Genomic DNA, 26,781 nt, shown 5'->3' with positions numbered 1-26,781 from the left:
ATATCTCCTGTTTACTTTATAGGAATTATTGAAAATCAGAGGCAGCCATGCCCTATCTGGACAGCATCCGGGTCTTCGTTCGCACTGTCGAACTCGGCAGCATTACTGCGGGCGGCCGGGACCTTCGCCTGACCCCGGCGGTTGCCAGCAATCGTATACGGGATCTTGAAAACCGTCTCGGGATCCGGCTGTTCAACCGGACCACCCGGAAGATCGCGCCGACCGAGGCCGGTCGGCTCTATTACGATCATGCGAAAGAGATCATCGAGGCGCTGGACCGGGCGGAAGCCGCCGTCGCGAACTATTCCCAGCATCCGCGCGGCTCGATACGTGTGCTGTCACCCCTTGGCCTTGCCCGCCGGGTAGTGGCCCCGCTGGTCCCGGAATTCAACGATCTCTACCCCGATCTCGCCATCCAGCTCCGGTTATCGGACCGCAAGGTTGATATCTTCGACGAGCGGGTCGATGTCGCCATCGTGCTGGGCACGCCGGAGGATTCCAGCCTGAAGGCCCGAAAGATCATGGACTGCCCGCGCGTTCTCTGCGCCGCGCCTGTCTATCTCGATCATTTCGGCACGCCGCAAACGCCGGAAGAGCTCACCGAAGAAAACCACCGCTGCCTACTGCTGCGCTTTCCGGGAACACAGGAATATTTCTGGACACTGGAAACCGAGAACGGCCCGACCCGCTTCAACGTCCGGGGCCCATACGATGCCGACGAAGGAGATGTGCTGACCGAATGGGCGCTGGCCGGGCGCGGCATCGTCAACAAGCCCTATTTCGAAGTCGCAAGCCACATCCAGAGCGGCGCCCTGGTGCCGATCCTGTCGGAAACTCCGCCACCACCCTCGTCCCTCGCCTGCCTCTACCCCCACCGCCGCCTGCTCGATCCGAAGATCCGGCTGTTCGTCGATTTCATGACGAAGAAATGCAAGGCGCGGGTCGAGGGTATGATGAAAGAAACAACGGTTATGTCGACGGCTTGAACGGCTTCCCTAAACAGGCGGGCGCCTGCGCACCCACGGATTTGCGCAGGGAGATCAATGCCAGCACGATGATGGTGGCGAGATAGGGCATGGCCGCGAGCAGTTCCGGCGGGACATATTCGAAGCCCGCCGCCTTGGCATGCAGCTCTAGCGTCATCACCACACCGAAGAGATAGGCCCCGGCCATCAGACGCATCGGCCGCCAGGCAGCGAAAACCACCAGCGCCAGCGCGATCCAACCGCGCCCTGCCGTCAAGCGTTCCGCCCACATCGGGGTCAGGAACAGCGAGTAGTAACAGCCGCCGATGCCCGCCATGGCGCCGCCGAAGGCAACGGCCATATAGCGCACGCCAATCACCGAATAGCCTATGGAATGGGCGGAGGCGTCGTTCTCTCCGACCGCACGCAGGATCAGGCCCGCCCTCGTCCGGCGCAGGAACCAGGCAACGATGAGGGTCATGGCGAAGGAGAAATAGACCACCGGATCGTAGCCGAAGAAAATCCTCAAATGCTCATGTTCGGCCAGCGCGGGCGGGAACAACGGGCCAAGCACCGTCACAGTCTGGCCGACGAAACCGGCTCCTATGAGCGAGGACAGGCCGACGCCAAAGATGGTGAGCGCAAGGCCGGTCGCGACCTGGTTCGCGGTCAGCGTCAGGGTGAGGAAGCCGAAGATCATCGAGGCACCCGCGCCCGCCAGCCCCGCCGCGACGATGCCAAGGAAGGTGGCACCGGTGATGGTGGTGACGGCAAAGCCGGTGACGGCGCCGACCAGCATCATGCCTTCGACACCGAGATTGAGCACGCCTGCTTTCTCCACCACCAGCTCGCCGAGACCGGCCAGCAGGATTGGTGTCGCCGCGCCGACGACGGTGACGAGGATCGCGATCAGGATGGCTTCGTTCATGCCGCGCCCCCGCTCCGCACACCGCCGAAGCGGATGCGATAGTTCACAAGAATGTCGGTCGCCAGCAGGAAGAACAGCATCATCGCCTGGAACAGGCCACTGGCCGCGTTCGGCAGACCGATGGAGGATTGTGCGATCTCTCCGCCGACATAGGAGATCGCGAGGATGATGGCGGCGAGCATGATTCCGACCGGATGCAGCCGGCCGAGAAAGGCGACGATGATCGCCGTGAAGCCGTAGCCGGTCGGGAATTGCGGCACCATCTGCCCGTAGGGTCCGGCCGCTTCCAGAATGCCCGCAAATCCCGCGAGCCCACCAGCGGCAAGCAAAGACGTCCAGATCGTCCGCTTCCGGTTGAAGCCGCCATACCGGGCCGCGTTGGGCGCCGCGCCAACCACCCTGATCTCGAAGCCGAACACGGTCTTGGACAGGATGAACCAGGCCAGCAGCGCAACAATGAAAGCGATCGGCACACCGTAGTGCACAAAGGTATTGCCAATCTCCGGCAGCATCTGGCTGTCGGTGAACATCCGGCTCTGCGGGAAATTGAAGCCTTCCGGGTCCTTCCAGGGGCCGCGCATCAGGTAATAGAGCAACTGGACAGAGACATAAGTCAGCATCAGGCTGGTCAGGATCTCGTTGACGTTCAGCTTTGTCTTGAGGAATGCCGGGATCGCCGCGTAGAGCATGCCGCCCGCCACACCGGCCAGACACATCAGCGGCAATATCCACCAGCCTTCCATCTGCCAGGTGGCCAGCGCCACACCGGTCCCGGCCAGCCCGCCCATGACATACTGGCCCTCCGCTCCGATATTCCAGACATTGGCCCGGAAGCCGACGGAAAGCCCGATGGCGATCAGGATCAGTGGTGCCGCCTTGATGCCGAGATCCTGCCACTTGTTCGGATCGAGCGCTGGCACGAAGAAAATGTTCCAGACCGCACCTGGCCCGTCATATCCGAGCAACGAGAAGATCGTCGCGCCGAAGACCATGGTCAGCAGCACCGATAAGACCGGCGTGAGATAGAGCATGGCGCGGCTTGGCTGTTTGCGTTTTACCAGCTCAAGCCGCATGGGTCGCTCCCGTATAGTCCGCTGTCGCATCAGGGTCGCCGTGTACCCCACCCATCAGGAGGCCGATCTCCTCGACCGAGGCCTCGCCAACTGCGAGCGTGCGCGAGAGCCGCCCCTCGTTCATCACCGCCATAGTGTCGGAGATCGCCATCAGCTCATCCAGATCCTGGCTGATAACCACGATCGCCGAGCCCCGCGCAGCCAGATCGACCAGTTCCTGATGGATTGCCGCCGCCGCGCCTGCATCGACACCCCAGGTCGGCTGCGAGACCACCAGCACGTCCGGTGCCTGCATGATCTCCCGGCCCATGATGAATTTTTGCAGATTACCGCCGGAGAGAGAGCTTGCCGCCGCCTGCGCGCCGGTTGTCTTGACGTCAAATCCGTCGATCACTTCGTTGGTGTAACTTTCCGCGACGCCCGCATCAATGACGCCCATGCGCACCATGTTCTTTCTGGTCCGGGCCGTCAGGATCGCATTGTCGGACAGCGAGAAAACGGGCACGGCGCCATGGCCGTTACGTTCCTCCGGAACAGCGCAGAGCCCGAACCGGCGGCGCTTTTCCGCGTCGAGCGTGCCCACGTCATTGCCGTCGATACTGATCGCGCCAGCGATCTCCACCGGCCACTCACCGCTTAGCGCGAGCATCAATTCGTTCTGTCCGTTCCCGGCAACACCGGCGACGCCGAAGATCTCGCCTGCCCGAACGGAAAAATTGATGTCCTTCAGGGACGTTCCGAACGCATCGTCCGCCTCCAGAGACAGGCCGCGAACGATGAATCTCTCGGCGCCGAAGCTTCTGTCCGCCGCCTTCTCGATTTCCTTCAGCGAGCCGCCGATCATCATCTCCGCCATGCTGCGGGAAGATTCAGCGCGTGGATCGCATTCCGCCACCACCCGGCCGCCACGCAGGATGGTCGCCGAATGGCAGAGTTCCACGATCTCGTGCAGCTTGTGGCTGATATAGAGGATGGAACAGCCGCGCGCCGCCAGCGCCCGCAACGTGTCGAAGAGCTGGGCGACTTCCTGCGGCGTCAGCACCGAGGTCGGCTCGTCCATGATCAGCAGCCGGGGTTCCAGCAGCAGCGCGCGGACGATTTCGATGCGCTGGCGTTCGCCGACGCTGAGCGTGGCGACGGTGCGGTGCGGGTCGAGCGAGAGGTTGTAGGTCTTGAGCACTTGCCGGATACGGGCCTCGAGATCGGCATAGGAGACCGCCTCGTCCAGACCGAGGGCGATATTCTCCAGAACGGTCATCGGCTCGAACAGCGAGAAATGCTGAAATACCATACCAACGCCCATGGCCCGGGCGGCTTTCGGGCTGGCGACATGGACCGTCTCGCCGTCGAATCGGATCTCGCCGGCATCGGGCTGCATGATGCCGTAGATCATCTTCACCAGTGTCGATTTGCCCGCGCCATTCTCCCCGAGCAGCGCGTGGATTTCGCCCGGCGCCACGGAAAAGCTGACATCGTCATTGGCAAGCACGCCCGGAAAGGCCTTGGTGATGCCTTTCAGATCCAGACGGCGCGTCGTCCCGTCACTCATGCAAGTCCCCCGCTCCCCAGCAGTTCCAGTTGAGGGTCAACCGGACCGGCTACCGCCGTCAATCGTGCGATCACCTCAGCGGTAACGAAGGCCGCGATCACTTCCGGCCGCTTGTCGCCGCTTCCCTGCGCGCCGATCGGGCAGACCAGCGGCTCCGTCCGTCCCACCGGAGCGTTGCTTTTGCGGCACCAGCGCTCGAACGAGGCTCGCTTTGTACCCGATCCGATCATTCCGACATAGGCCGCATCGCCGCGCATCAAGGCTTCCGCCGTGATGATGAAATCCAGCGCGTGATCGTGGGTCAGCACGATGAAGGCGCTGCCCACAGGCGCCGCCCGCACTTCGGCTTCCGGCAACGGCGTCAGGCACTGGCGGACGGAAGCCCGACACAATGCCAGCTCCTCCTCCCGCTCATCCACCAGCGTGATCTGCACCGGCAGCAGGCTGAAACTGCTCGCCAGCGCCCGGCCAACATGACCGGCGCCGAAGATATAGACCGACGGTAGCGTGCCGCGCTCTGCCGCCGTCCGGGCCTCTTCCGCTCTCAAATCGGCGGCATCCAGCAAGTTCATTGCGATGGCTACATGGCCACCGCAGCACTGGCCGATCTCCGGGCCGAGTGGAACTTCAAGCCGCCGCTCCCGGGAACCTGCCTCCAGCATGTCTCGTGCCGCCTCGACGGCGATGAATTCGAGCCGCCCGCCGCCGATGCTGCCTTCGATCCGTTCGGCGGAGACATACATCACCGTGCCCTCCGCCCGCGGAGCGGAGCCCCTGACCGTGACGAGTTCCAGCCGGATGGCCACCGGAGTGCTCATGAAGAAAGAAATCTGCGTATTCATGCTCCGGCTCCTTCGCCTGCACGCAGCCGCTCCACCGCCATCAGCACCCGCTCCGGTGTCGCAGGCGTGTCGAGGCGCGGACATTCCCGATAATCGGCAACGCTCGCGACCGCCATGGAGATCGCCTCCAGCACGGAGATGCCAAGCATCAATGGCGGCTCTCCGACCGCCTTGGAGCGGCGGATCGTGCGTTCCTTGTTCTCCGACCATTCGGCCAGCGCGACATTGAAAATTCGTGGCCGGTCCGAGGCGAGCGGGATCTTGTAGGTCGAGGGCGCATGCGTGCGCAGCCGCCCCTTGTCGTCCCACCAGAGCTCTTCCGTGGTCAGCCAGCCGACCCCCTGCACGAAACCGCCCTCGACCTGCCCCTTGTCGATGGCAGGGTTCAGGGATTTTCCGACGTCATGCAGGATATCTGTGCGCTCGACCCGGTATTCGCCGGTCAGCGTGTCGATGGAAACCTCGGAGACCGCTGCGCCATAGGCGAAGTAATAGAACGGCCGGCCCTTGCCTGCATCACGGTCCCAGTGGATATCGGGGGTCTTGTAGAACCCGGCGGCGGAGAGATGCACCCGCGCAATATAGGCTTCGGCGATCAGTGCATCGAACGGCATGGTCTCGGAACCGACACGCACGCCGCCTGCCTCGAACCGCACCTCTTCCGCTGGAACCGACCATTTCTCCGAAGAGAAATCGACCAACCGCTGCTTGATCTGCTCCGCCGCGTTCTGGGCTGCCATCCCGTTCAGATCGGAGCCGGAAGAGGCAGCTGTGGCGGAGGTGTTCGGCACTTTCTCGGTCGAGGTCGCGCTGACCCGGATGCGGTCCAGATCCACCTGAAAGCAGTCGGCAACAATCTGCGCAACCTTGGTGAAAAGCCCCTGCCCCATCTCCGTGCCGCCATGGTTCAGATGGATCGAGCCGTCCTTGTAGACATGCAGCAGGGCGCCCGCCTGATTAAACCAGGTCGCCGTGAAGGAGATGCCGAACTTCACGGGCGTCAGGGCGATGCCCTTGCGGATCACGCCACCCTGTCGGTTGAAGTCGAGAATGGCCCGACGCCGCGCCTGATAATCCGAGCTCTCTTCCAGCTCGCTCACCAGCCGGTCGAGGATCGAGTCCGTCACCGTCTGGTGATAGGGGGTCACATCCCGGCCGGGCGGGCCGTAGAAGTTCGCCTTCCGGATTTCCAGCGGGTCCTTGCCGAGCGCGTAGGCGATTTCCTCGACAATCCGCTCCGCCCCGAGCACACCTTGAGGCCCGCCAAAACCGCGAAAGGCCGTGTTGGAAACCGTGTTGGTCCTGAGAGGTAGGGATTTCAGCCGGACATGCGGGAAGTAATAGGCGTTATCGGCATGAAACAGCGCCCGGTCGGTCACCGGGCCGGAAAGATCCGCCGAAAAGCCACAACGTGCAGCATATGTCCCCTCGACACCGAGAATCCGGCCCTCGTCATCGAAGCCGACATCATAGGTGACCTTGAAATCGTGCCGCTTGCCGGTGGCGATCATGTCGTCATCCCGGTCCGGGCGGAGTTTGACGGGGCGATTCAGACGCTTGGCCGCTAAAGCAGCAACGGCAGCGAACAGCGCCGGCTGCGATTCCTTGCCTCCGAAGCCGCCCCCCATCCGCCGGACCTGCACGGAGATCGCATTCGCGGCCACACCAAGTACCTGCGAGACGAGGGTCTGCGCTTCGCTCGGGTGCTGGGTCGAGGAATGGATGGTCACGGTCTCGTCCTCGCCCGGAATGGCGAAAGCGATATGGCCTTCCAGATAGAAGTGGTCCTGGCCGCCGATTTCCATATTGCCGGTAATCCGGTTTGGCGCTTCAGCCAGCGCCTTGTCGACGGAACCGCGCTCCAGCTTCAGAGGCTTGGTAACGAGATCGCTTCCCGCCGCAATAGCCGCGTCGATATCGATAGCAGCATCGAGCAAACGGTACTCGATCTTGGCCTGTGCCGCCGCGCGGCGGGCCTGCTCCCGGTTCTCTGCGATCACGGCATAGACCGGCTGCCCCCAGAACATCACGGTGTTCTCGGCGAAGACAGGATCGTCATCGGCATGAACCGGGCTGACATCGTTCACCGCCGGGATATCCGCCGCCGTCAGCACATCCACAACACCCGGTGCCGCCCGGACAGCAGAGAGATCAATTGAGGCGATCGCCCCATGGGCCACCTCGGCAAGACCGAGATAGGCATGCAGGGTGCCGACCGGCTCCACCATGTCGTCGATGTAATCCGCCGCACCGGTGACATGCTTGTGAGCAGAGTCATGCCGCTCGGCGCTATGAACACCGCCCCGCACCGTTATCGCCCCATGCTGCCGGTCGCCGTCCATCACGCGCTCAGCCGAACCGGCGAGGTGCCGGTCGTCTCAAGATAGAATCGCAACAGAAGGTTCGCCGCGACCCGGCTGCGATACTCGGCAGAGGCCCGCCAATCGGACAATGGCGTGAAATCATCGGCCAAAGCTGTCATCGCCGCCCGGACACTTTCCTCGTTCCAGGGCTGGCCGGTCAGAGCGGCCTCAGCGCTGGCCGCCCGCTTCGGCGTTGCAGCCATCCCGCCGAAGGCCAATCGGGCACTTGTCACCATCCCGTCTTGCACGGCAACGGAAAAACCCGCGCAGACCGCCGAAATATCCTCATCCCGGCGTTTTGAAATTTTGTAGGCGGCATTCAACGTTCCGGCAGCGAGCCGCGGGATGTGCACCGCCTCGACAAACTCGTCCGGCGCCCGTTCCTGCTTGCCATAGTCGATGAAGAAATCTTCCAAAGGAATGCGGCGGCTGCCCTCCACCCGCCGCAATGTCAGTTCCGCGCCGAGTGCGATCAGCACCGGCGGCGTGTCGCCTATCGGGGAGCCGTTGGCGATATTGCCGCCGATTGTGCCCATGTTGCGCACCTGCCAGCCGCCGATCCGGTTCCAGAACGCGCTCAGGTGCGGAAAATGCTCAGCAATGACCGGAGCCGCGTCGGAATAACTGACACCGGCGCCCAGGGTTATCGCCCCCTCTTCCACCGATATCCGCTTCAGTTCTTCCAGATGGCCGATGAAAATCGCGGGCGATATATCCCGCATATGTTTGGTGATCCAGAGCCCGACATCGGTTGAGCCAGCAACGATTGTCGCGTGTCTGTACTCATCAAGGATCAACGCCAGATCAGCGATAGTCGGCGGCAGGATCGCGGTGCTGCCATCGCGGGACACCATGACCCGCGCACCGTCATTCATCGTCCCTAACCGATTGAGCACTTGCGCCCGCTCCGCCATAAGGAAGTCCCCATCCGGCGCGATATTACCCGCAGCCAGCGCCGCGCGGATGATCGGCTCATAGCCGGTGCAACGGCAGAGATTGCCCTGCAATGCCGTTTCGACCGCCTCCACGGACGTACAGCCATGCTCCATCCAAAGCGCGTAGAGCGACATCACGACGCCCGGCGTGCAAAAGCCGCACTGGCTGCCATGATGATCGACCATGGCCTGCTGCACCGGATGAAGCGCGCCTTCAGCCCCGCGCAGATACTCCACCGTCACCACATGACAGAGATCGACGGACGCGAGCAGCCGGATGCAGGCATTGACGGTCTCGTAGCGAACCGTGCCACCGGCGAGCCGGCCAACCAGTACTGTGCAGGCTCCGCAATCGCCTTCGGCACAGCCTTCCTTGGTACCGCGCAGGCGCTGGTCCAGACGCAAATGGTCCAGGAGAGTGTCACCGCCCCCGACCGCCCCGAGGCGGACCTCACGGTCGTTCAGCAGAAACCGGATTTCACCCCGCGCCATGCTCACCGGTCAGCTCCCCCTGTAGGTCGCATAGCCATAGGGAGAGAGAAGCAGTGGCACGTGAAAATGCTGGTCCGCATCGGCGATACCGAAGCGCAGCGGAATGGTGTCGAGGAACAGGATGCCGTCGCCCACATGGCCCGCCGCTTTCAGATAGTCGCCCGCATGGAACAACAGCTCGTAAGTACCGGGCGTGAAGCCCTCGCCATCTGCCATCGGGCCGTCTGTACGCCCGTCCGCATTTGTCACTGCATGCGAAACATGCTGCGGCACGCCCTCAACCAACCGAAAAAGCTCGATCTTGAGCCCCGCCGCCGGTCTTCCGGCCGCCTGATCCAGCACATGAGTCGTCAATCGTCCTGACGCCATAGCAAGTCTGCCCCTGTTTTCCCGGGTTGTTCCCGGTTGCAGTCTTTGCAAGACCGCGTTCTTTGACTGAATTAGATTGTCTAGGAATTGTATATGAAAGGGGCCTTGTCATAAGACTCTTTCAAAATTTTGTTGAATGTCCGCCGCGCGGTTCTCTGGAACGATGGCGCCCGCAGGCATGAGAGGAAGAGATATGGGGACCTACCCGCGCGACCTGGAAGGCTACGGCCAGACCGTTCCGAATGCCGCCTGGCCGGGCGGTTCGAAGGTCGCGGTGCAGTTCGTCCTGAATTACGAGGAAGGCGGCGAGAATAACCTGCTGCACGGGGACGAAGCCTCGGAAGCCTTCCTGTCGGAGATCGTCGGTGCCGCGGCCTGGCCGGGCCAGCGGCACTGGAATATGGAATCGATCTATGAATATGGTGCCCGGGCCGGTTTCTGGCGCCTGCACCGGCTGTTCACCGAAGCAGGCATCCCGATCACCGTGTACGGCGTTGCCACGGCACTGGCACGTAGCCCGTCGCAGGTAAAGGCGATGCAGGAGGCCAACTGGGAGATTGCCTCGCACGGGCTCAAATGGATCGAGCACAAGGACATGACCGAGGCGGAGGAGCTGGCCCAGATTGTGGAAGCGATCCGCCTGCACGCCGAAGTCACCGGAGAGGCGCCGCGCGGCTGGTATACCGGCCGCTGCTCGATGAACACGGTCGGTCTCGTCGCTGCGCGGGGCGATTTCGATTACATTTCGGACAGCTATGCTGATGACCTGCCCTACTGGATGGAAGCAGGCGAGCGCGACCAGCTGATCATCCCCTACACGCTCGACGCCAACGACATGCGGTTCGCCACACCGCAGGGCTTCAATACCGGCGAACAGTTCTTCCAGTATCTGAAAGACAGCTTCGACGGTCTTTACGCGGAAGGCGCCGCCGGGCGCCCGGCCATGATGTCCGTTGGCCTGCATTGTCGCCTTACCGGACGGCCGGGACGCTCGGCAGGATTGAAGCGCTTCATCGAGTACGCGCGATCCCACAGCGATGTCTGGTTTGCCCGCCGGATCGAGATCGCCGAGCACTGGAAGACCAATTTCCCGCACCAGCGCTGGGAGCGGCCGGGCGCGATGTCCCGCGAAAGGTTCGTGGAGCGCTTCGGCGGCATCTTCGAGAACTCGCCCTGGATCGCCGAGCAGGCTTATGAGCTCGAACGCGGTCCGGCGCATGACACGGCGACCGGCCTGCACAGCGCCCTCACCCGGATCTTCCGCTCGGCCAGCGAGGCGGAACGTCTCGGCGTGCTGAACGCTCATCCCGATCTCGCCGGAAAACTGGCACAAGCCAAACGCCTGACAGAGAATTCCACATCAGAGCAGGCCAGCGCCGGACTCGACGCCCTGACCGACGCCGAACGGTCCAGCTTCGAGGCGCTGAACGCGGAATATGTGGCGAAACACGGCTTCCCGTTCATCATCGCCGTCCGCGATCATGACAAGGCCGGTATCCTCGCCGCCTTCCAGCGCCGTATCGGCAATGACCGGGAGGCGGAAATGGCCGAGGCCTGCCGCCAGGTCGAACGTATCACCGAGTTGAGATTGAAGGATCTGCTGCCATGAGCACCAAGAAACAGGACGCAGGGCCTTACTTCGCCATCGAGGGCGGTCTGCCGGGCCAGCGCGAATTGATGACCGGCCGGGCCATCTTCACCGACGCCTATGCGGTGATCCCAAAGGGTGTGATGACCGATATCGTCGCCAGCCGGTTTCCTTTCTGGGAGGACACACGCGGCTGGATCATCGCCCGTCCGCTTTCCGGCTTCAGCGAGACCTTCTCCCATTATGTGATGGAAGTCGGCCCCGGCGGCGGATCGGACAGACCGGAGCCGGAAGCAGGCGCGGAAGGCGCTCTGTTCGTGGTTTCAGGCACGGTCACCGTCACTATTGGCGGAGCGGACCATGTGCTGGAGCCGGGCGGTTTCGGCTTCCTGCCGCCGTCATCGGGCTGGACCCTGCGAAACCGGGGAAGCGAGACTGCGAAGTTCCACTGGATCAGGAAGATGTACGAGGTCGTGGACGGGCTCGATACTCCTGAGCCGCTGTTCGCGAATGACCGGGACATCACGCCGAACGCCATGCCAGACACCGAAGGCCGCTGGGCGACATCGCGTTTCGTCGACCCGGAAGACCTGCGGCATGACATGCATATCACAGTCGTCACTTTCCAGCCGGGCGGCACCATTCCGTTCGAGGAAACCCACGTCATGGAGCACGGCCTCTACGTGCTGCAGGGCAAGGGCGTCTACAAGCTGAACCAGGACTGGGTGGAGGTCGAGGCGGGCGACTATATGTGGCTGCGAGCCTTCTGCCCGCAGGCCTGCTACGCCGCCGGGCCGGAGCCGTTCCGCTATCTGCTCTACAAAGACATGCACCGGCACCCGAAGCTGACCGGCGTCGGCGGGTTCGGGCGATGAGCCGGACCATCCGGGCCGAGCCGTTGACGGCGAAGGCTTTCGCACCGTTCGGCGCCGTGCTGGAAGCGACAGGCACGCCAGACTTCATGATCAACGCCGGTCTCTGCGGCCGCCATCACGATCTCGCCCGTCCGGAGACGGATGTTGACGGCGCCGTAAGCCTGAGCGTCGGGCGCAGCGAGGCCGTCACCCTGCCGCTCTCCCTCGGCATGATGGAGCGGCACCCGCATGGCAGCCAGGCCTTCGTGCCAATGGGCGGAGCCCGGTTTCTGGTCATCGTCGCCGAGGATCAAAACGGCACGCCCAGCATACCGCACGCATTCCTTACGAACGGTCGTCAAGGCATTCAATACAAGATGAATTGCTGGCACGGCGTGCTGGCACCGCTGACCGGGCCGTCCGATTTCCTGATCGTGGACCGGGTGGGGCCGGGAGATAATCTGGAAGAACATCACCTGACCACGCCGTACATTATCTCTAAGGATTGATCCGGCGTTACGGACTGGTCCGGTTAGAGGCGGCGGTACCTGAAAACAGAAATTGCCGCTGAAGCGGCAATTTCTCTACTGCGTTTGGATCTTTACCTTAAGTCAGGATCAAACCCGGTCGGTATCGCCACCCTGATCGGCCAGCTCGGACATCGTCCGCACCAGATCGACAATGCGGGTCCGTGCATGCTCCGGCAGGTCACACCAGAGCCGGACAAGCTCATTGGCCTGACGGCGTGCCAGCGGTGAATCAACCTCGACATCGTGCGTGCTGGCCATTGGCGGCGCCATGCCTTCAGCACCCATCAGGCGCGCCGGGGACTGGGCAATCGTCTGCTCGTCCATCTCGTCGAAGAAAAAAGAAACCGGTGTATTCAGAACGGAGGCCACATCGAACAAACGCGATGCGCTGATCCGGTTATCGCCGCGCTCATACTTCATATACTGCTGGGAGGTAACGCCGATCTTCTGCGCAACGATGCGCTGGGTCATCCCCATTTCCTTACGTCGGCGGCGCAGACGGGCGCCCACGAACACGTCGACCGGATTATTCGAGGTTGTCTTACCCCGGTCCGCGTCATCCCTATCCGCCGTCAACGTTGCGTCCTCAGACAAGTCGTCGATCTGACGATTGGCCGCGTTCTTCATATCCACACCCCCATGCCGTGTTAACGTCCCTGAATCGAAAGTTTGTGTATCCACGCGACTATCCGGACAGGGATTCCCTTCCCTTCGGAATGAAGCGCAGTGTCTAAAAGCTTTCTGCTGCGCCGGATTCAGCACCGCCGTGATGCGTACTGCTCCGCCGAAGCTTTGCGTCGCTGCCTTTATTGATTTGGGCAATTGGCGTTCAGATAAGCAACCATACCATGTTGCGCCGAAACATTCAATTTTCCCGTGATCGTCATAGGTGGATTTTTAGTGACATTCAATTTAATGCTTTTGACTAGAAAAACGGCTCTCAGAGCGCGTTTCGCACCTGATACGCACTAAATACACCTTAAAATCATCTCATTAATATCAACCATTACGGGATTGAGTGGATCATGTCGCGAAAACTTGCAGATTACTGACTCCGGGCCGAAACTGGCGAACGCTACAAGGGAACTGCAATGCTCGTCGATATCGCTGTCATAGGGAATGGCCCAACCGCTCGTCTCGCCGCCCATGCTCTTCGCGACTGCGGGGAGGATGTGGTGATGGTCGGACCGGATGTAGACCGTTCAGCCGACCCGCGCACCACGGCTCTGATGCCGTCGAGCGTCGATTCACTGGATACGCTGGGTATCGATGTCCGAACAAAGGCGACCCCGCTTCTGGATCTTCGGATCGAGACCACCGGACCATTCGGCACGGTCTCGGAGCTGTTCACGGCGACGGATGCAGGCGAACCATTCCTGGCCCAGAACCTGTTCATCCGGGATCTTATGGATGTCATGCCGGATGTGCGGCAACACAAAGCCACGGTTACCGGGGTCCAGACGTTGGCAGACAGCGTCCGGATCGAAACAGACGACGGTCGGGAGATCAGAGCCCGGCTTGTCGTTGCCGCCGATGGCTTACAATCCATCGCGCGAGAGGCCGCCGGCATCCGGATGCGCAAGAAACCGCTCGGGCGCAGCGCCCTCTGCGTGCCGGTCCGGCTTGAGCACCCACACGAGCGCCTCTGTATCGAGCGCTATGACGATGTCGGCACCCTCACCCTGATCCCCGTCGCGGAGCATGACGCCTCCCTGATCACCATCGCCTCTCCAGACGAGATCGCCGCCCTCGCCGCCCATTCCGACGAGGCGATCGAGCGCAAACTGACACGCCGGCAGGACACGTTCGGCCATATCGCGTTCACCGGTCAGAAGGCCGTCTTCCCTCTGGCGCTCGGCTTTACGCCTCAACCGGCACGGGAACGGGTCATTGCGATCGGCGAGAGCGCGCATATTGCGCCGCCAATCGCCGCCCAGGGCTGGAACATGTCTGTTCGGGACATCATGACCTTGAGGTCACTCCTCACCCCTGCCGCCGCCAATGGCGAAGATATTGGCAGCCAGGATGTGCTCGACGCCTATGCGCCCCGCCGCCAGGTGGATGTTGCCAGTCGCCTGTCTGCCATCGGCGCACTTGCAGGTGTCGCCACCCGTCCGGCCGGACCGCAGAAACTGATCCGTCAGGCGGGGCTCGCCGTCATCGGCCAGTTCAGCGTCCTGAAGCGCGGCCTGATGCGCGCCGGTCTCAGATAAGATGCGGCCGGTTGCCGCCGCGCTTCTGTCTCTCGCACTGATCATGGCGAGCCAGCCCACAGCAGCCGAGGGCCCGGGACTGCCGCCGCCCCTCTCGCGCCTTACCTTCGGGATGACGGTGAGCGATGCAGCCAATGCCATGCCACAAGCTGAGCGACTGGTTCCCGGCGTTGATTTCGGCCGACTGAGAGGCCTGCTGGTCGTGCCTGAAGCCGAGGCGTTCGCCTCCAGCTTCCGCATCTATCTGCAATTCGATCATGCCGAGACTTTGCAGCAAATCCTGCTCGAACGACGGCATGCGGCCGCAACAAGGCAAAGCGCTGGAGATATTCAAAACAACCTGGTCACCACATTAGGAGAGCCGGACGAGACCTGTCTGCCACCGCAGGCCACACCGGCAGAGGCTCGGATCACCTGGCGGAAGGAAGGCTGGGCCCTGCATCTGATCGGGTTCGACGATCTCGGCCTGGGCATCAGGACCAAGGATGCCGACAGCGCAGACCCGTTGGAGGCGAAACCTCTCGGCCGCAGCCGAGACGAGAAGCTGCGCAGTCGCCAGCAGCGCAGTTTGCCGCGGCGAATTCTGGTCCGCATTCACGGCGCGGAAAACCAGGGGCTTGAGCCGCCAGCCTGCGACAAGCACTAGGTGTCCCCTACCATGCAGCGCTGATGCCGGGCCTGATGCCCGTCAGCGGCGCCGAACGCCTAGAAATGCTCCCGCAAGGAAAGGTGAGCTTAACATTTTTCCAACGCCTGCCGTGCCAAGACATGCCAATAACAACGCCATGAACTCAACATCCATTCACGCGACCAACAATATAACGGATTATTATTTACTTTTTACTACCCATAATTAGTAAATATACAAATCGAATATTCTTTTATTTGACTCTTTTGCTTCTGGATCGTGACGGTTCAGCTTCATATATATGACAAACGCTGAATCACGCTGCCGTGCATCGACTTGACAGGACCAGTCCCGGCAGTATGTGCTCTAACCATCATCACAGCCGAAACAGCCGGAATTTCAACAGGATGCCAATCAGGACGTGGGGACATCTGACCACTGTTGATGTCGCAGCACTCAATCCGGCGCGCACCGTCGCAGTGCTCCCCGTGGGCGCTATCGAGCAACACGGCCCGCATCTGCCGCTGGCGACCGATATCCTGATTAGCGAAGGCATCCTCGCGGCGGCCGCCGAACGGGTTGCACCGGATATCAATCTGCTCCAGCTCCCCTCCCAGTCTGTCGGCCTTAGCCCGGAACATATGAGCTTTGCCGGCACGCTTTCCCATGAAACCGAAACCCTGCTCGCCTCCTGGACGGAAATAGGCCTGTCCGTCGCCGCGGCGGGTTTGCGCAAGCTGATCATCCTGAACAGCCATGGTGGCCAGCCCCAGATCGTTGATCTGGTGACACAACGGCTCCGCACCGAAGCAGACATGCTGGCCGTGCGGGCGAACAGCTTCCGCTTCGACCTGCCGCCAGACCTGATCGCCGAAGACGAACAGGCCTTCGGCCTGCATGGCGGCCAGATCGAAACCGCCCTGATGCTGGCGCTACACCCGGATCTGGTGCGTCAGGACCAGATCACGGATTTTCCGAACAAAGCGGCCGCGCATGCCCGCACGGCGCGGCGTCTCGGCCTCAGCGGTGCCGGAGGCTACGCCTGGAATGCCGAGGATCTGAACCCGGCCGGTGCGACCGGCAATGCCAGCCGGGCCACAGCGGAACAGGGCACGGCCCTGCTCGCCGCCTATGCAACCCAGCTTGCCGAACTGATCGTCGATGTTGCGGACTGGCCGCTGGCTGAGGGTGAAATCTTCGGCGCAACGCCATGAGCGGTGACTGGTCCAGCATCCTCGCCTTGCTCGGCAAGGAGAACGGCACGGACGCTGCGGACGCACCAGATAGCGTTAGAGTGCCCTGGAGGCTTTACCACGATCTTGCCAGGGACTGCATAGAGCGGCCCCTCGTCATCGCCCAGATCGGCCAGAGTCTTGATGGCAGGATCGCCACGGCCAGCGGGCATTCCCACTACATCAATGGCCCCGAGAGTCTCGACCATCTGCACCGCCTTCGAGCCATCGCCGACGCGGTCATTGTTGGCGCCAGCACTGCCGCGCTGGACAATCCCCGATTGACGACCCGACGCGTCTCCGGACCAAACCCGATCCGTGTGGTAATCGATCCGAACAGGCGCGTGCCGACGGATCACGCCTTGCTGGCGGAGCCCGACGCCGAAACTTTGCTGGTAACCAGCCGCAATGTATCCGGCCTGCCGCCACACTGCTCCGTTCTTACCCCGGAAGGCGACGCCGAACAGGTCTCTCCGAACCTGCTTCTGGAACAGCTTCGTAAAAAGGGTCTGCGCACAATCCTGATCGAAGGAGGCGGCAATACGATTTCGCGCTTTATGACCGCCGGCCTGATCGACCGGCTTCACATCGCCGTCGCTCCCATGCTGATCGGCTCCGGCCGCCCCGGCCTTGACCTGCCGGAAATCGAAACACTCGCGAGCGCACGGCGTTTCGAGACCCGCACATATGCGCTCGGCGTGGACACCCTGTTCGATTGCCGCCTCAGCTAGCCCGCGGTGTGGCGAAGTGGTCGCAATGGCCGACACGGATGGATAAAGCCGGGCGCGCAAGCAAGTCCTCCGCCCAGGCCGCAAGCTGATCGGTCCGCTCCGGCGCTAGTTCGGACGCGGCTTCCGCCCAGCCGCCGACTAGCGCGGATGCCCCCGGATCTTCTGCACTGACGATCCAGTCGCTCTGCCCTTCCCGTACGTCGTACGCACGCGCTTCGAGACCGGCGGACAACGCCTCCGGCGCGCCAGGTCCAAGCGCAGGGCCAAACCCCTTGTCCGTCCGTTGATGCTTGTTGACCAGATCCCTGACAACCGCCAGCACGCCATCGTCACCCGCGCCAGCCTCGATCCGTCCGTCATAGGTCAGGACGGCTAGCAGGGCAGCTCCCTCGTCCACCAGAGCATTGAGCAGACGGTCCAGCCAGCCCTGCGCGACCAGATCGAACAAGGCCGACGCCGTGACAAGATCGGCCCCGGCGATGAGCTTTGCCAGGTCCGCGCTCGCCAGGTCCGACACGTCGGTAATCAGCGTGTCATCATCTTTCAGAAGAGCCGTCCGCCCTGCAATGGTCAGCAAATCCCGATCGCTGTCGATCAGAACCCAATCCACCGGCTGCATGAACAATGGCGCGAGGTGGCGCTGGTTGTTTCCGTTCCCCGCCCCGAGATCGACGATCCGCAGACGTGGCCCGTCCAGCGCACGTTTGCGGGTCCAGTCGACCAGTGCGCCCTGAACCGTCCGGTTCCGGGCCGGTCCGTCCCAGGCCGCGCGGGCACTGAGCCAGGTGTCCGAGAACCCGCTCACTGCAGGATCACCCCATCCACTGCCCGCTGGAATGCCGCCGCAGCACATTCCCAGTCAGAGAGTTTCATAGCCGCAGCACGGGACCGGCTCGCCAGCTCCTGTCTGGCAGCGGGGTCCTGCAGCAGCCCCCGGAGCGCTTCCGAGAGGAGTGCAACCTCACCTGCAGGAACCAGTTGCGCGGCCTCGCGCACAGAGGCTGCGACTGCACTTGCCTCAGTTGTCAGCACCGGCAGACCAGCGGCGACCGCATCGGCAAGCGCCATGCCGAACCCCTCATGGTGAGACGCCGAGAGGAAAAGGCCGGACGCCGCATGCATGCGCACCAGATCCTGTTCCGGGATCTCACCGTGCAAAGACACTCGATCATCCAGTTCCAGCTCACCAACAAGCGCCGCCAGTTCCGCCGCGTGATCAGGGTCGCGGGCGCCACCGACGATATCGAACTGCCAGTCGAGATCCCGGCAATCGGCGAGAGCCTTCAATGCAATGTCATGCCCCTTACGCCGGGTCATCGTGCCGACCGAGAGAATGCGCAGCGGTCCCTCCGCCGGCTTGCTCTCAACCGACGACGCCCAATCGGCGATGCCGGGCTCAACCACATGGACAGAAGATGGATGCACGCCGAAATCGGCAAGTCGTTCGGCCGTCCGGCGGCTGGAAACGACGATCCTCGCCACTTCCTGCAACACGGCTTTCTCCGCCTGGAAGAACGCTGTCTGTTCCGCCTCGCTGAGACCCGTTTCGTCAGCCAGTGGATGGTGGATCATGGCCACGATATCGAGCCTCGGCGCATGCTGGAAAACCGCCTGCCCGAGAGCTGTCAGGGCAAGTCCGTCAATGACGCAGCGCACCCGGTCCGGCAAGCCGGAGAGCACCGCCGCACCGGCCGCAACGTCGTACGGGGCCGCCCTTGGAAAATTGCCATCCAGCTCGTGCACCATGCCAAGGCGTCCGGCTGCCTCCAGCCCCTCCACCATGTGCCGGTCGTAGATAAACCCGCCGGTCAGCGTCTCCAGAGGACCCGGCACGATGAAATGAACCGGCGGCTCCGAGCCTTTGAAAGGATCCGCGCTCACAGCGCCCCCTCATAGGAGGCCCAGGCGATGTGGGACTCGTGCAAAGTCACCTTCATGGAAGCGAGCTCCTTCGCACCCTCACCAAGCTCTCCCGCCTCGATGGCTCCGGCCATCCGGTCAAAGATGTGCCGGGCCAGGAATTCGGTCGTTGTGTTCTCACCGGCGAATTCCGGCAGATCGTCCAGATTGCGGTAGCCGAGCGGCTCCAGCACCTCCTTCAGCCGCTCCGAAGCGGCGCCGATATCGACCACCAGATTATCCTCGTCCAGCGCGGCGCGGCGGAACTCCACATCGATCACATAGGTCGCGCCGTGCAGCCGCTGGGCCGGCCCGAAAGTTTCAGAATTGAAGCTGTGCGCGATCATGACGTGGTCGCGAACGGTGAGTGCGTACATTGAAAAACTCCGGTCAGTCAGAATAACGGATGCGGTGGCAGAGAGTTTCCGGTGCCCCGGAGACAAGCTCCGCCAGCACGTTTGGCAAAGCCTCAAAGGGACTCTCGTCGGTGATAAGAACGTCGAGCGCCGGATCGTCCAGCAGGGTGAGCGCCTCGGCCAGACGCTGGGCATGCCGCGCCTGCTCCCGGCGGGACGGCGCCACAGCGCCGACCTGGGACGCCTTGATGGTCAGGCGTTGAGAATGGAAAGCCCCTCCCAGCGGCAGGGAGACTTCCCGGTCCCCGTACCAGCTCAGCTCGACAATGGTCGCTTCGAAAGCCGAAAGCTCAAGGGCCGTGCGCAATCCGGCCTCGGTCGCGCTGGCATGGAAAAGCAGGCTGAATTTCTCCGGTTTCGCGCCCGTCTCCGCGTAGTGGAGCCCCAACGCATCGCATATAGCGGCGCGGCTCTCCACCGGATCGAACACCCAGACCTCCGCCCCCCAGAACCGGTGGGCGAGATAGCCGGTCAGCAAGCCGACCATGCCGCCGCCGATGACGGCAATCAGGCCGGTGCGTGCAACTTCGGCATCCCAGACCGCGTTCAACGCCGTCTCCATATTTGCGGCCAGCACGGCCCGCTCCGGCGTTACGCCTTCCGGCACCGGGATAGCCGCGGCGGCAGGTAACACGAAGCGGGTCTGATGCGGATAAAGCGCGAAGATCAGCGTTCCCGACTCCAGCGCTGTGCCGCCAACGACACGGGCAACGGCGGCATAACCGTATTTCACCGGCCCCGGAAACTGCCCTTCCTGGAACGGGCAGGCCATGCGGCCCCACTCGGACTCCGGCACACCGCCCCGAAAGACAAGACTCTCCGTGCCTTTGCTGACCGCTGAATAGACGGTCTCCGCCACCACGTCATCCGGCCCCGGCGCGGCGAGCGCCGCCGCCCTGATCTCGCCCCGGCCATCGCCGAGCGACCAGAACGCCCGCGCGCCGTCCGTTGCTGCCTTATCCTGCCCCATCATCTCCGCCTTATTGGAAGACGCCACAAAACCCTACAGGGGAGGCCTAGTCTGTTGTGCCCCCGCATGCAGCAAAAACTATCGTGAGCAGGATGTTTCCCCGCGCCGCGCCCTCCTCCCACAAACGTCATTCCCGCGCACGCGGGGACCTAGGGAACATGGGCGCGACCCTATGATCGCCTAGGTCCCGGCTCTCTGGCCGGGATGACGGTCTCGGGTTGTGCTGGTTACTCTTCTTCCCGGACACCCGGCAACCGGGCCTCAACGCCGGTCAGTTTCTCATAAGCCTTGATTACCGCCGTGCAGCTTTCGTCCTCGAAACCCATGATAGAGGCCAGAGCATAGGTCTGGTGTACCGATTCCGCCATGAAGCCCGGCAGGCCAGCCTGCTCCAGCCATTGCGCGTAATAACGAACATCCTTCTGGGCGTTGGCGAGCGACATCAGTGGCGTGAAGTCGCGTTTCAGGGTCGCTTCGCCATAGAGATCCATCATGCCGGACTTGCCGCCGGCAGCCGAGATGATGCCGATCACCTTGTCCATGTCGAGCCCTTCGCGGGCGGCGAGCGCGAACCCCTCGCACCAGGAGGCGACATTGGCGAAAGCGATGTAATTGTGGATCAATTTCAGGCGGATCGCATGTCCTGCCGGGCCGACATGGAAGATGTTTTCGGCGTAGGTTTCGAACAGCGGCCGAAGCCGCTCCAGCAATTCCGCCGTCCCGCCGAACAGGATATTAACCTCGCCCCGGTCCGCATGGACCGGCGTCCGGGTCATCGGAGCCTCGCAATAATCGATACCGCGCGCGGCGCAGGCCTCCCGCATCTTGTCTACATGATCAGGAGAAACCGTCGTGTGATCGAGAAAGACCGCGCCCTTCTTCATTCGGGAGAGCAGGCCGCCCGGCCCGAGAGCGAGTTTCTGGACCGCCTCCGCCGTGGTGATGCAGATACCAAGAACGTCAACACTTGCCGCCATCGCCGCCAGGTCCGGCTCGGCCTTTGCGCCCTGTGAGACGGCCAGCGCCACCGCCTCCGGGTCAAGATCATGCACCGAGACCGCCGCACCTCCGGCCAGCATGTTCTTCACCACCCCGCGCCCCATGCCGCCGAGGCCGATGAAACCGACGGAGAAATCCGCTGCCGCGCGGATAGGCTGGTTCATTTGGCTCACAATTCTTCTCCTCACCTAGATCTATTCGATCGTCATACCGGCGGAGGCCGGTATCCAGAGAACATGCGCTCCACCTTATGATCTCCTGGCTCCCGGCCTTAGCCAAGGTGACGACACCATCATGATGCAAAAAAACAAAAAAGGGCCGGTCAAACCGGCCCTTTTCCTCGATATGTCCTTGATTACGCGCCCGGCTGATCAACCACGCGCAGATAGGGGCGCTGTTCGTCCCAGCCACCTGGGAACAGCTTCTTGGCATCGTCGTTCGACAGAGCCGGGACGATGATGCACTTGTCGCCGCTGGTCCAGTTCACCGGCGTCGCCACCTTGTGCTTGTCGGTGAGCTGCAGGGAATCCACGACGCGCAGGATCTCGTCGAAGTTCCGTCCAGTGCTGGCCGGATAGGTCAGGATCAGACGGACCTTCTTGTTGCCGTCGATGACGAAAACCGAGCGCACCGTCAGCGTGTCGTTCGCGTTCGGGTGGATCATGTCGTAAAGACCGGCGACGGTCTTGTCGTGGTCCGCCACCAGTGGGAAGTTCAGGCTGTTGCCCTGGGTCTGCTTGATGTCGTCGGCCCACTTCTCATGGTCGCCAAGACCATCGACGGAAAGGCCGAGCACCTTGACCCCGCGCTTGTCGAATTCGGGTTTCAGGCCGGCCATGTAGCCCAGCTCGGTGGTGCAGACCGGGGTAAAATCCTTCGGGTGCGAGAACAGGATGACCCAGTTGTCGCCTGCATAATCGTAGAAATTAATCTTGCCGTCCGTGGAATCCTGCGTGAAATCAGGCGCTATATCGCCAAGCCGGATGGTCATGGCCTTCTCCTCCTCGTGTGAATTTAGAGCCGGTCGCCTCCCTCCCGAGGAATGCGCGGGCGGCGGCACTATATGCAGAAACGGGGCCGGGCGATACCGCCGCGACCCCGCTTATTAACCATAAATCCGGTTTCGGATCAGGGCAGTTCCATACCCCGGCTCAGGGCCGGACGCGCCATCATCGCATCGAACCAGCGCTTCACGTTCGGGAACTGGTTCAGGTCAACTTCCTGCCAATCGTGCCGGAACACCCAGGGCAGGGTGGCGAAATCAGCGATGGAGACCTCGTCGTTGGCGAGATAATCCCGGCCTTCGAGGCGGCTGTTCAGCACGCCGTAGAGCCGCAGGCATTCCTTGCCGTACCGCTCGATGCCGTAAGGCACCTTCTCTTTTGCGGCGCGCTTGAAATGGTGCACCTGACCGAAAATCGGGCCGATACCGCCCATCTGGAACATCAGCCACTGGATGACTTCATAGCGTTTCGCCATGTCGGTCGGCATGAACTTGCCGGTCTTCTCGGCCAGATACATCAGGATCGCGCCGGATTCGAAGACCGTGTACGGCTTGCCGTCCGGGCCGTCCGGATCGATGATCGCCGGGATTTTCGAGTTCGGATTGATGGCGATGAATTCAGGCGTGAACTGGTCATCCTCGCCGATATTGATCGGGTGCAGGTTGTACGGAATCCCGAGTTCCTCGAGCATGATCGTGATCTTGCGCCCGTTCGACGTCTTCCACGTGTAGCATTCGATCGGTGCCGTCATGGCTTCCCCCCCTTTTGAATTCTTGAACTGTCATACAAGAAAAGACGGGTGCGTTTCCGCAACCGTCTTTTCAGAATGAGACCTATTCGGCCGCCGCGAGTTTGCCCGCGTTGGCCACCGCCCAGATTTTCTCCGGCGTCGCCGGCATGTCGATATTGGTGACGCCGAGCGCATCGCAAACCGCGCTGATCGCGGCCGGCGGGGCTCCGATGGCACCGGCCTCGCCGGAGCCCTTGATGCCGAGCGGGTTGGTCGTGCACCAGACATTGTGGGTCTCGAAATCGACCCATGGCACATGGTCCGCGCGCGGCAGGGTGTAATCCATGTAGGAACCGGTCACGAGCTGGCCGCTTTCCTCGTCATAGATCGTGTGCTCGTACAGCGCCTGGCCGAGCCCCTGGCCGACACCGCCATGCACCTGACCGGCCAGCAGGTTCGGGTTGATGACCGAGCCGAAATCGTCGACCACGCTGTATTTCTGGATCTCGACGATGCCGGTGTCCGGGTCGATCTCCAGCTCACAGACATGGCAGCCGTTCGGGAACGTCGCCGCTTCCGGCGTGCGCTTGTGCGTGGTGTCGAGGCCGGCCTCTTCCTCGCTCTTGGCTTCCCGATTCACCTCGAAGATCGACATGGTCTTGTCGGTCCCGGCGACCGTAAAGGTGCCGTCGGTGAACTCTATATCCTCAATTGCCGCTTCCATAACCCGAGCCGCGACCTTCTTGCCCTTCTCGACGATCTCGCGGCCGCCGAGCAGCACGGCGACGCCGCCCACAGGCAGGGCGCGTGAGCCGCCGGTCAGACCGGGAGGCGTGCGGTCGGTATCGCCCTGGATGATCCGGATATCCTCACCGTCGATGCCGAGCACATCGCCCAGCACCTGGGCATAGGCGGTCTCGTGCCCCTGCCCGTTCGACTGGTTGCCAATATAGATCTCGATCTTGTTGTCCTCGGTGAAGCGGATATCCGCCGTCTCCGGGTTTCCGCCACCGCATTTCTCGATGTAGTAGCCAAGACCGATACCGCGCAGCTTGCCAGCCTTCTCGGACGCCGCCTTGCGGGTGGCGAATCCGTTCCAGTCCGCCTTCGCGAGGCATTTCTCCATGACGATCTGGAATTCGCCGGTGTCGTAAACGTTGCCGAGCGTGGTGCTGTAGGGCATCTGCTGCGGCGTGACGAAGTTGCGGCGCCGGATTTCGTCCCGGCCGAGACCGGTTTCCGCAGCGCAATTATCCATCACCCGCTCGATCAGATAGGCCGCTTCCGGCCGCCCCGCGCCGCGATAGGCGTCTACCGGCGTGGTGTTGGTCAGCACGCCCTTCACATTTACGTAGATCACCGGGATGTCGTAAACGCCGGACAGCATATGCGTGCCCGCTTCGGTCGGGATGAAGGGGCCGAAATTGGAGAGGTAGCCGCCGAGATTGGCGTAGGTCTCGACCTTCATGCCGATGATCTTGCCGTTCTCGTCGAGCGCGGCATCGACATAGCTGACATTGTCCCGGCCCTGGGTGTCGCTCATGAAGGCTTCGGAGCGTTCCGGCGTGTATTTCACCGCCATCTTCAAGCGGCGGGAGGCCCAGGCGAGCAGGCACTGCTCGGGATAAAGGAAGATCTTCATGCCGAAGCCGCCGCCGACATCTGTGGTGATGCAGCGCAGCTTCTCCTTGTCGATCTTCAGTACTGCCTCGGCGAGAATCGGATGGATGAAGCTCGGGCCCTGGGTGGAGCTGTAGAGCGTCGTGCGGTCGGTCTCGGCGTCATAAAGGCCGATGGCACCCCGCGGTTCCATGGAATTCACGATGATGCGGTTATTGACGACCTTGGTGCGAACGACCTGCTTCGCCCGGGTGAAGGCGGCCTCGGCTGTCTCAAGGTCGCCCTTGTGCCAGTCGAAGCACACATTGTGGGGGATGTGATCGTAAAGCTGGGTGGCGCCCGGCTTGGTCGCACCTTCCGTATCGGTGGCGGGCTGCAGCGGCTCGTAATCGACATCGATCAGCTCTGCCGCATCGCGTGCCTGATCCAGTGTTTCCGCGATCACCATGGCGACCGGCGTGCCGACATGACGGACAGTATCGCCTTCAAGGATCGGGCGCGGTGTGTCGGCGCGCGCACTGCCATCCTTGTTCGGAGCCGGCGCCAAACTGGGAAGATCTCCGAGCCCGTCTGCCTTCACATGCTTGTTGGTCAGAACGGCGATCACACCGGGGGCTGCTTCCGCATCCGCCGTGTCGATCCCGTTGATCCGTGCATGAGCATAAGGCGAGCGCAGGATGAAGGCCCGGGCCGTGCCGTCGGGCGTGACATCATCCGTGTAATTGCCCTGCCCCGTCAGCAGCCGCTGGTCCTCAACGCGTTTGATCGCCTGACCAATGCCGAATTTTACCATGTAGTCCCTCCTCGTCAGGCCGTTGCGGGCGCAGCGGCCGAAATCTCTCGCGCGGATGTTAGGGGTTTAGAAGTCTGGCACTCAAGCAACAAATGGGTTAGCAAACTTTATCTTCATTCGCCTTTCACACAGTTAGGGGCTCTTCGCCCGTGAACCAACCCTTGCCGCATAAAACGGCAGCGATCCCGCCATTCGCGATCTTTTTGCTGGCCATGCTGGCCCTGCTCTGGGGCCTCAACTGGCCGGTGATGAAACTTTCCCTTGCCGAATACCCACCCTTCGTTTTTCGCGCCATTGCGGGGATTTCGGCGGCTCTGGGCTTGTTTGCTATGGCAAAAGCCCGCGGCAGAACACTCCGCGTGCCGCGTGCGGAGTGGAAGGGGCTGGTAATCGTCTCACTGCTCAACATGTCCGTATGGAACATTGCAGTGCTGTACGGCGTCGATCTTATGGAGTCCGGCCGCGCGGCCATTCTGGCCTACACCATGCCGCTCTGGGCAACCCTGACCGGCGCGTGGCTCGTCAAGGAGCCCTTGCGCACACGATCGATTCTCGCACTTGGACTCGGCCTTGTTGGAATGTGCCTGTTATTCTTCGGCGACGACCGCGCCATATCAGGCGATCCGCTTGGCCCGGCGCTGGTCGTCCTCGCCGCGATCAGCTGGGGCACCGGCACGGCGGCGGTAAAGTATTTCCGCTTTTCCATGTCCGTGACCGCGCTTACCGGCTGGCAGCAGATGCTCGGCGCGCTGCCCATCGCCGTGATCGCGATCGTCTGGGACTATCAGAACATGCCGGAGAGCGTCACCCTCGTGCCGACGCTCGGCCTCGTCTACAACATGACGATCACCGGCATCTTCTGTTACTGGGCCTATTTCAACGTGGTGACCATGCTGCCGGTCGTTGTCTCCACCGTCGGAACACTGATGGTCCCGGTGGTCGGCGTTGCCGCGGATGCGCTGATCTTCGGCACCGTCCCCGGAATTGTCGATTATGCCGCCCTCGTAGCCGTGGTCTCCGCCGTCTTCCTTGTGATGACGCGCCGGGCCAAATAGCCT

Annotated in this window: 25 protein-coding genes; 9 read left to right on the top strand and 16 right to left on the bottom strand. The window is 62.3% G+C overall.

Going from position 1 to position 26,781, the window contains the following annotated elements:
- Window positions 1–47 precede the first annotated feature (47 nt).
- The gene (locus VOI22_RS01365; protein ID WP_323794806.1) at window positions 48–986 is read left to right on the top strand and encodes a LysR family transcriptional regulator; all 939 of its coding nucleotides are present in this window, start codon (window positions 48–50) and stop codon (window positions 984–986) included.
- Here the strand turns inward: VOI22_RS01365 and VOI22_RS01360 are convergent.
- Genes VOI22_RS01360 through uraH form a run of 7 tightly spaced genes read right to left on the bottom strand, consistent with a single transcriptional unit; the run spans window position 970 to window position 9,516 of the window.
- A complete protein-coding gene (locus VOI22_RS01360) occupies window positions 970–1,893 on the bottom strand; it encodes an ABC transporter permease (RefSeq protein WP_323794805.1) in 924 nt (307 codons plus the stop codon). The genes VOI22_RS01365 and VOI22_RS01360 overlap by 17 nt on opposite strands.
- Window positions 1,890–2,966 carry an ABC transporter permease gene (locus tag VOI22_RS01355; protein ID WP_323794804.1) on the bottom strand — a complete coding sequence of 359 codons (1,077 nt, stop codon included), beginning with the start codon at window positions 2,964–2,966 and terminating at the stop codon, window positions 1,890–1,892. The genes VOI22_RS01360 and VOI22_RS01355 overlap by 4 nt, the downstream gene beginning before the upstream one ends.
- Window positions 2,956–4,515, bottom strand: coding sequence for an ABC transporter ATP-binding protein (locus VOI22_RS01350; RefSeq protein ID WP_323794803.1), 1,560 nt, complete (start codon window positions 4,513–4,515; stop codon window positions 2,956–2,958). The genes VOI22_RS01355 and VOI22_RS01350 overlap by 11 nt, the downstream gene beginning before the upstream one ends.
- Entirely contained in the window at window positions 4,512–5,357 is an 846-nt protein-coding gene (xdhC, locus tag VOI22_RS01345; RefSeq protein ID WP_323794802.1) for a xanthine dehydrogenase accessory protein XdhC, read from the bottom strand. Before xdhC ends, VOI22_RS01350 begins: the two co-directional genes overlap by 4 nt.
- Window positions 5,354–7,699 (bottom strand): xanthine dehydrogenase molybdopterin binding subunit, encoded by a 2,346-nt coding sequence (xdhB, locus tag VOI22_RS01340; RefSeq protein WP_323794801.1) that lies wholly within the window; start codon window positions 7,697–7,699, stop codon window positions 5,354–5,356. The genes xdhC and xdhB overlap by 4 nt, the downstream gene beginning before the upstream one ends.
- Complete coding sequence (gene xdhA / locus VOI22_RS01335; RefSeq protein WP_323796275.1) at window positions 7,699–9,147, bottom strand: xanthine dehydrogenase small subunit; 1,449 nt, start codon at window positions 9,145–9,147, stop codon at window positions 7,699–7,701. The genes xdhB and xdhA overlap by 1 nt, the downstream gene beginning before the upstream one ends.
- Before the next feature lie 9 nt (window positions 9,148–9,156).
- A complete protein-coding gene (gene uraH, locus VOI22_RS01330; protein ID WP_323794800.1) occupies window positions 9,157–9,516 on the bottom strand; it encodes a hydroxyisourate hydrolase in 360 nt (119 codons plus the stop codon).
- A gap of 193 nt (window positions 9,517–9,709) precedes the next feature.
- On the opposite strand from uraH, the gene puuE reads away from it, so the two are divergent.
- From puuE to VOI22_RS01310, 3 genes are read left to right on the top strand one after another with little or no spacing between them, the layout of a single operon-like run.
- Complete coding sequence (gene puuE / locus VOI22_RS21100) at window positions 9,710–11,125, top strand: allantoinase PuuE (protein WP_416366053.1); 1,416 nt, start codon at window positions 9,710–9,712, stop codon at window positions 11,123–11,125.
- Window positions 11,122–11,979, top strand: a complete 858-nt coding sequence (locus VOI22_RS01315) for a bifunctional allantoicase/(S)-ureidoglycine aminohydrolase (protein ID WP_323794799.1) — start codon at window positions 11,122–11,124, stop codon at window positions 11,977–11,979. The genes puuE and VOI22_RS01315 overlap by 4 nt, the downstream gene beginning before the upstream one ends.
- A complete protein-coding gene (locus VOI22_RS01310; RefSeq protein WP_323794798.1) occupies window positions 11,976–12,467 on the top strand; it encodes an ureidoglycolate lyase in 492 nt (163 codons plus the stop codon). The genes VOI22_RS01315 and VOI22_RS01310 overlap by 4 nt, the downstream gene beginning before the upstream one ends.
- A gap of 108 nt (window positions 12,468–12,575) precedes the next feature.
- Here the strand turns inward: VOI22_RS01310 and VOI22_RS01305 are convergent, their stop codons facing one another.
- The gene (locus tag VOI22_RS01305) at window positions 12,576–13,115 is read right to left on the bottom strand and encodes a helix-turn-helix transcriptional regulator (RefSeq protein ID WP_323794797.1); all 540 of its coding nucleotides are present in this window, start codon (window positions 13,113–13,115) and stop codon (window positions 12,576–12,578) included.
- 464 nt (window positions 13,116–13,579) lie between these two features.
- Between VOI22_RS01305 and VOI22_RS01300 the strand changes: the two genes are divergently transcribed.
- The 4 genes from VOI22_RS01300 to VOI22_RS01285 all read left to right on the top strand — a co-directional run bounded on the left by VOI22_RS01300 (window position 13,580) and on the right by VOI22_RS01285 (window position 17,292).
- Window positions 13,580–14,701 (top strand): FAD-dependent monooxygenase, encoded by a 1,122-nt coding sequence (locus VOI22_RS01300; protein WP_323794796.1) that lies wholly within the window; start codon window positions 13,580–13,582, stop codon window positions 14,699–14,701.
- A gap of 1 nt (window position 14,702) precedes the next feature.
- Window positions 14,703–15,347 (top strand): hypothetical protein, encoded by a 645-nt coding sequence (locus VOI22_RS01295; protein ID WP_323794795.1) that lies wholly within the window; start codon window positions 14,703–14,705, stop codon window positions 15,345–15,347.
- Between the two features lie 389 nt (window positions 15,348–15,736).
- On the top strand, window positions 15,737–16,543 hold the full coding sequence (locus tag VOI22_RS01290) for a creatininase family protein (protein ID WP_323794794.1): 807 nt from the start codon (window positions 15,737–15,739) through the stop codon (window positions 16,541–16,543).
- Window positions 16,540–17,292, top strand: coding sequence for a RibD family protein (locus VOI22_RS01285; protein ID WP_323794793.1), 753 nt, complete (start codon window positions 16,540–16,542; stop codon window positions 17,290–17,292). Before VOI22_RS01290 ends, VOI22_RS01285 begins: the two co-directional genes overlap by 4 nt.
- Here VOI22_RS01285 and VOI22_RS01280 read toward each other — a convergent pair.
- The 8 genes from VOI22_RS01280 to VOI22_RS01245 all read right to left on the bottom strand — a co-directional run bounded on the left by VOI22_RS01280 (window position 17,285) and on the right by VOI22_RS01245 (window position 25,723).
- Complete coding sequence (locus tag VOI22_RS01280; protein WP_323794792.1) at window positions 17,285–18,097, bottom strand: hypothetical protein; 813 nt, start codon at window positions 18,095–18,097, stop codon at window positions 17,285–17,287. The two genes, VOI22_RS01285 and VOI22_RS01280, sit on opposite strands and share 8 nt — an antisense overlap.
- Complete coding sequence (locus tag VOI22_RS01275) at window positions 18,094–19,173, bottom strand: glycosyltransferase family 4 protein (RefSeq protein ID WP_323794791.1); 1,080 nt, start codon at window positions 19,171–19,173, stop codon at window positions 18,094–18,096. The genes VOI22_RS01280 and VOI22_RS01275 overlap by 4 nt, the downstream gene beginning before the upstream one ends.
- Window positions 19,170–19,568 (bottom strand): 6-carboxytetrahydropterin synthase, encoded by a 399-nt coding sequence (locus VOI22_RS01270; RefSeq protein ID WP_323794790.1) that lies wholly within the window; start codon window positions 19,566–19,568, stop codon window positions 19,170–19,172. The genes VOI22_RS01275 and VOI22_RS01270 overlap by 4 nt, the downstream gene beginning before the upstream one ends.
- A 13-nt stretch (window positions 19,569–19,581) precedes the next feature.
- Complete coding sequence (locus VOI22_RS01265) at window positions 19,582–20,604, bottom strand: zinc-binding alcohol dehydrogenase (protein ID WP_323794789.1); 1,023 nt, start codon at window positions 20,602–20,604, stop codon at window positions 19,582–19,584.
- 200 nt (window positions 20,605–20,804) lie between these two features.
- The gene (locus tag VOI22_RS01260; RefSeq protein WP_323796273.1) at window positions 20,805–21,740 is read right to left on the bottom strand and encodes an NAD(P)-dependent oxidoreductase; all 936 of its coding nucleotides are present in this window, start codon (window positions 21,738–21,740) and stop codon (window positions 20,805–20,807) included.
- 191 nt (window positions 21,741–21,931) lie between these two features.
- On the bottom strand, window positions 21,932–22,567 hold the full coding sequence (locus VOI22_RS01255; RefSeq protein ID WP_028465739.1) for a peroxiredoxin: 636 nt from the start codon (window positions 22,565–22,567) through the stop codon (window positions 21,932–21,934).
- A 137-nt stretch (window positions 22,568–22,704) separates the two neighbouring features.
- Window positions 22,705–23,331 carry a glutathione S-transferase family protein gene (locus tag VOI22_RS01250; protein WP_323794788.1) on the bottom strand — a complete coding sequence of 209 codons (627 nt, stop codon included), beginning with the start codon at window positions 23,329–23,331 and terminating at the stop codon, window positions 22,705–22,707.
- 82 nt (window positions 23,332–23,413) lie between these two features.
- Window positions 23,414–25,723 carry a xanthine dehydrogenase family protein molybdopterin-binding subunit gene (locus tag VOI22_RS01245; RefSeq protein ID WP_323794787.1) on the bottom strand — a complete coding sequence of 770 codons (2,310 nt, stop codon included), beginning with the start codon at window positions 25,721–25,723 and terminating at the stop codon, window positions 23,414–23,416.
- A 149-nt stretch (window positions 25,724–25,872) separates the two neighbouring features.
- Between VOI22_RS01245 and VOI22_RS01240 the strand changes: the two genes are divergently transcribed.
- The gene (locus VOI22_RS01240) at window positions 25,873–26,778 is read left to right on the top strand and encodes a DMT family transporter (protein WP_323794786.1); all 906 of its coding nucleotides are present in this window, start codon (window positions 25,873–25,875) and stop codon (window positions 26,776–26,778) included.
- Window positions 26,779–26,781: the final 3 nt, after the last annotated feature.

It is taken from the genome of Nisaea sp. (assembly GCF_034670185.1).
Classification (GTDB): domain Bacteria; phylum Pseudomonadota; class Alphaproteobacteria; order Thalassobaculales; family Thalassobaculaceae; genus Nisaea.
Note: the sequence above shows the minus strand (reverse complement) of the source record. Positions and strands in the feature narration are given on the sequence as shown.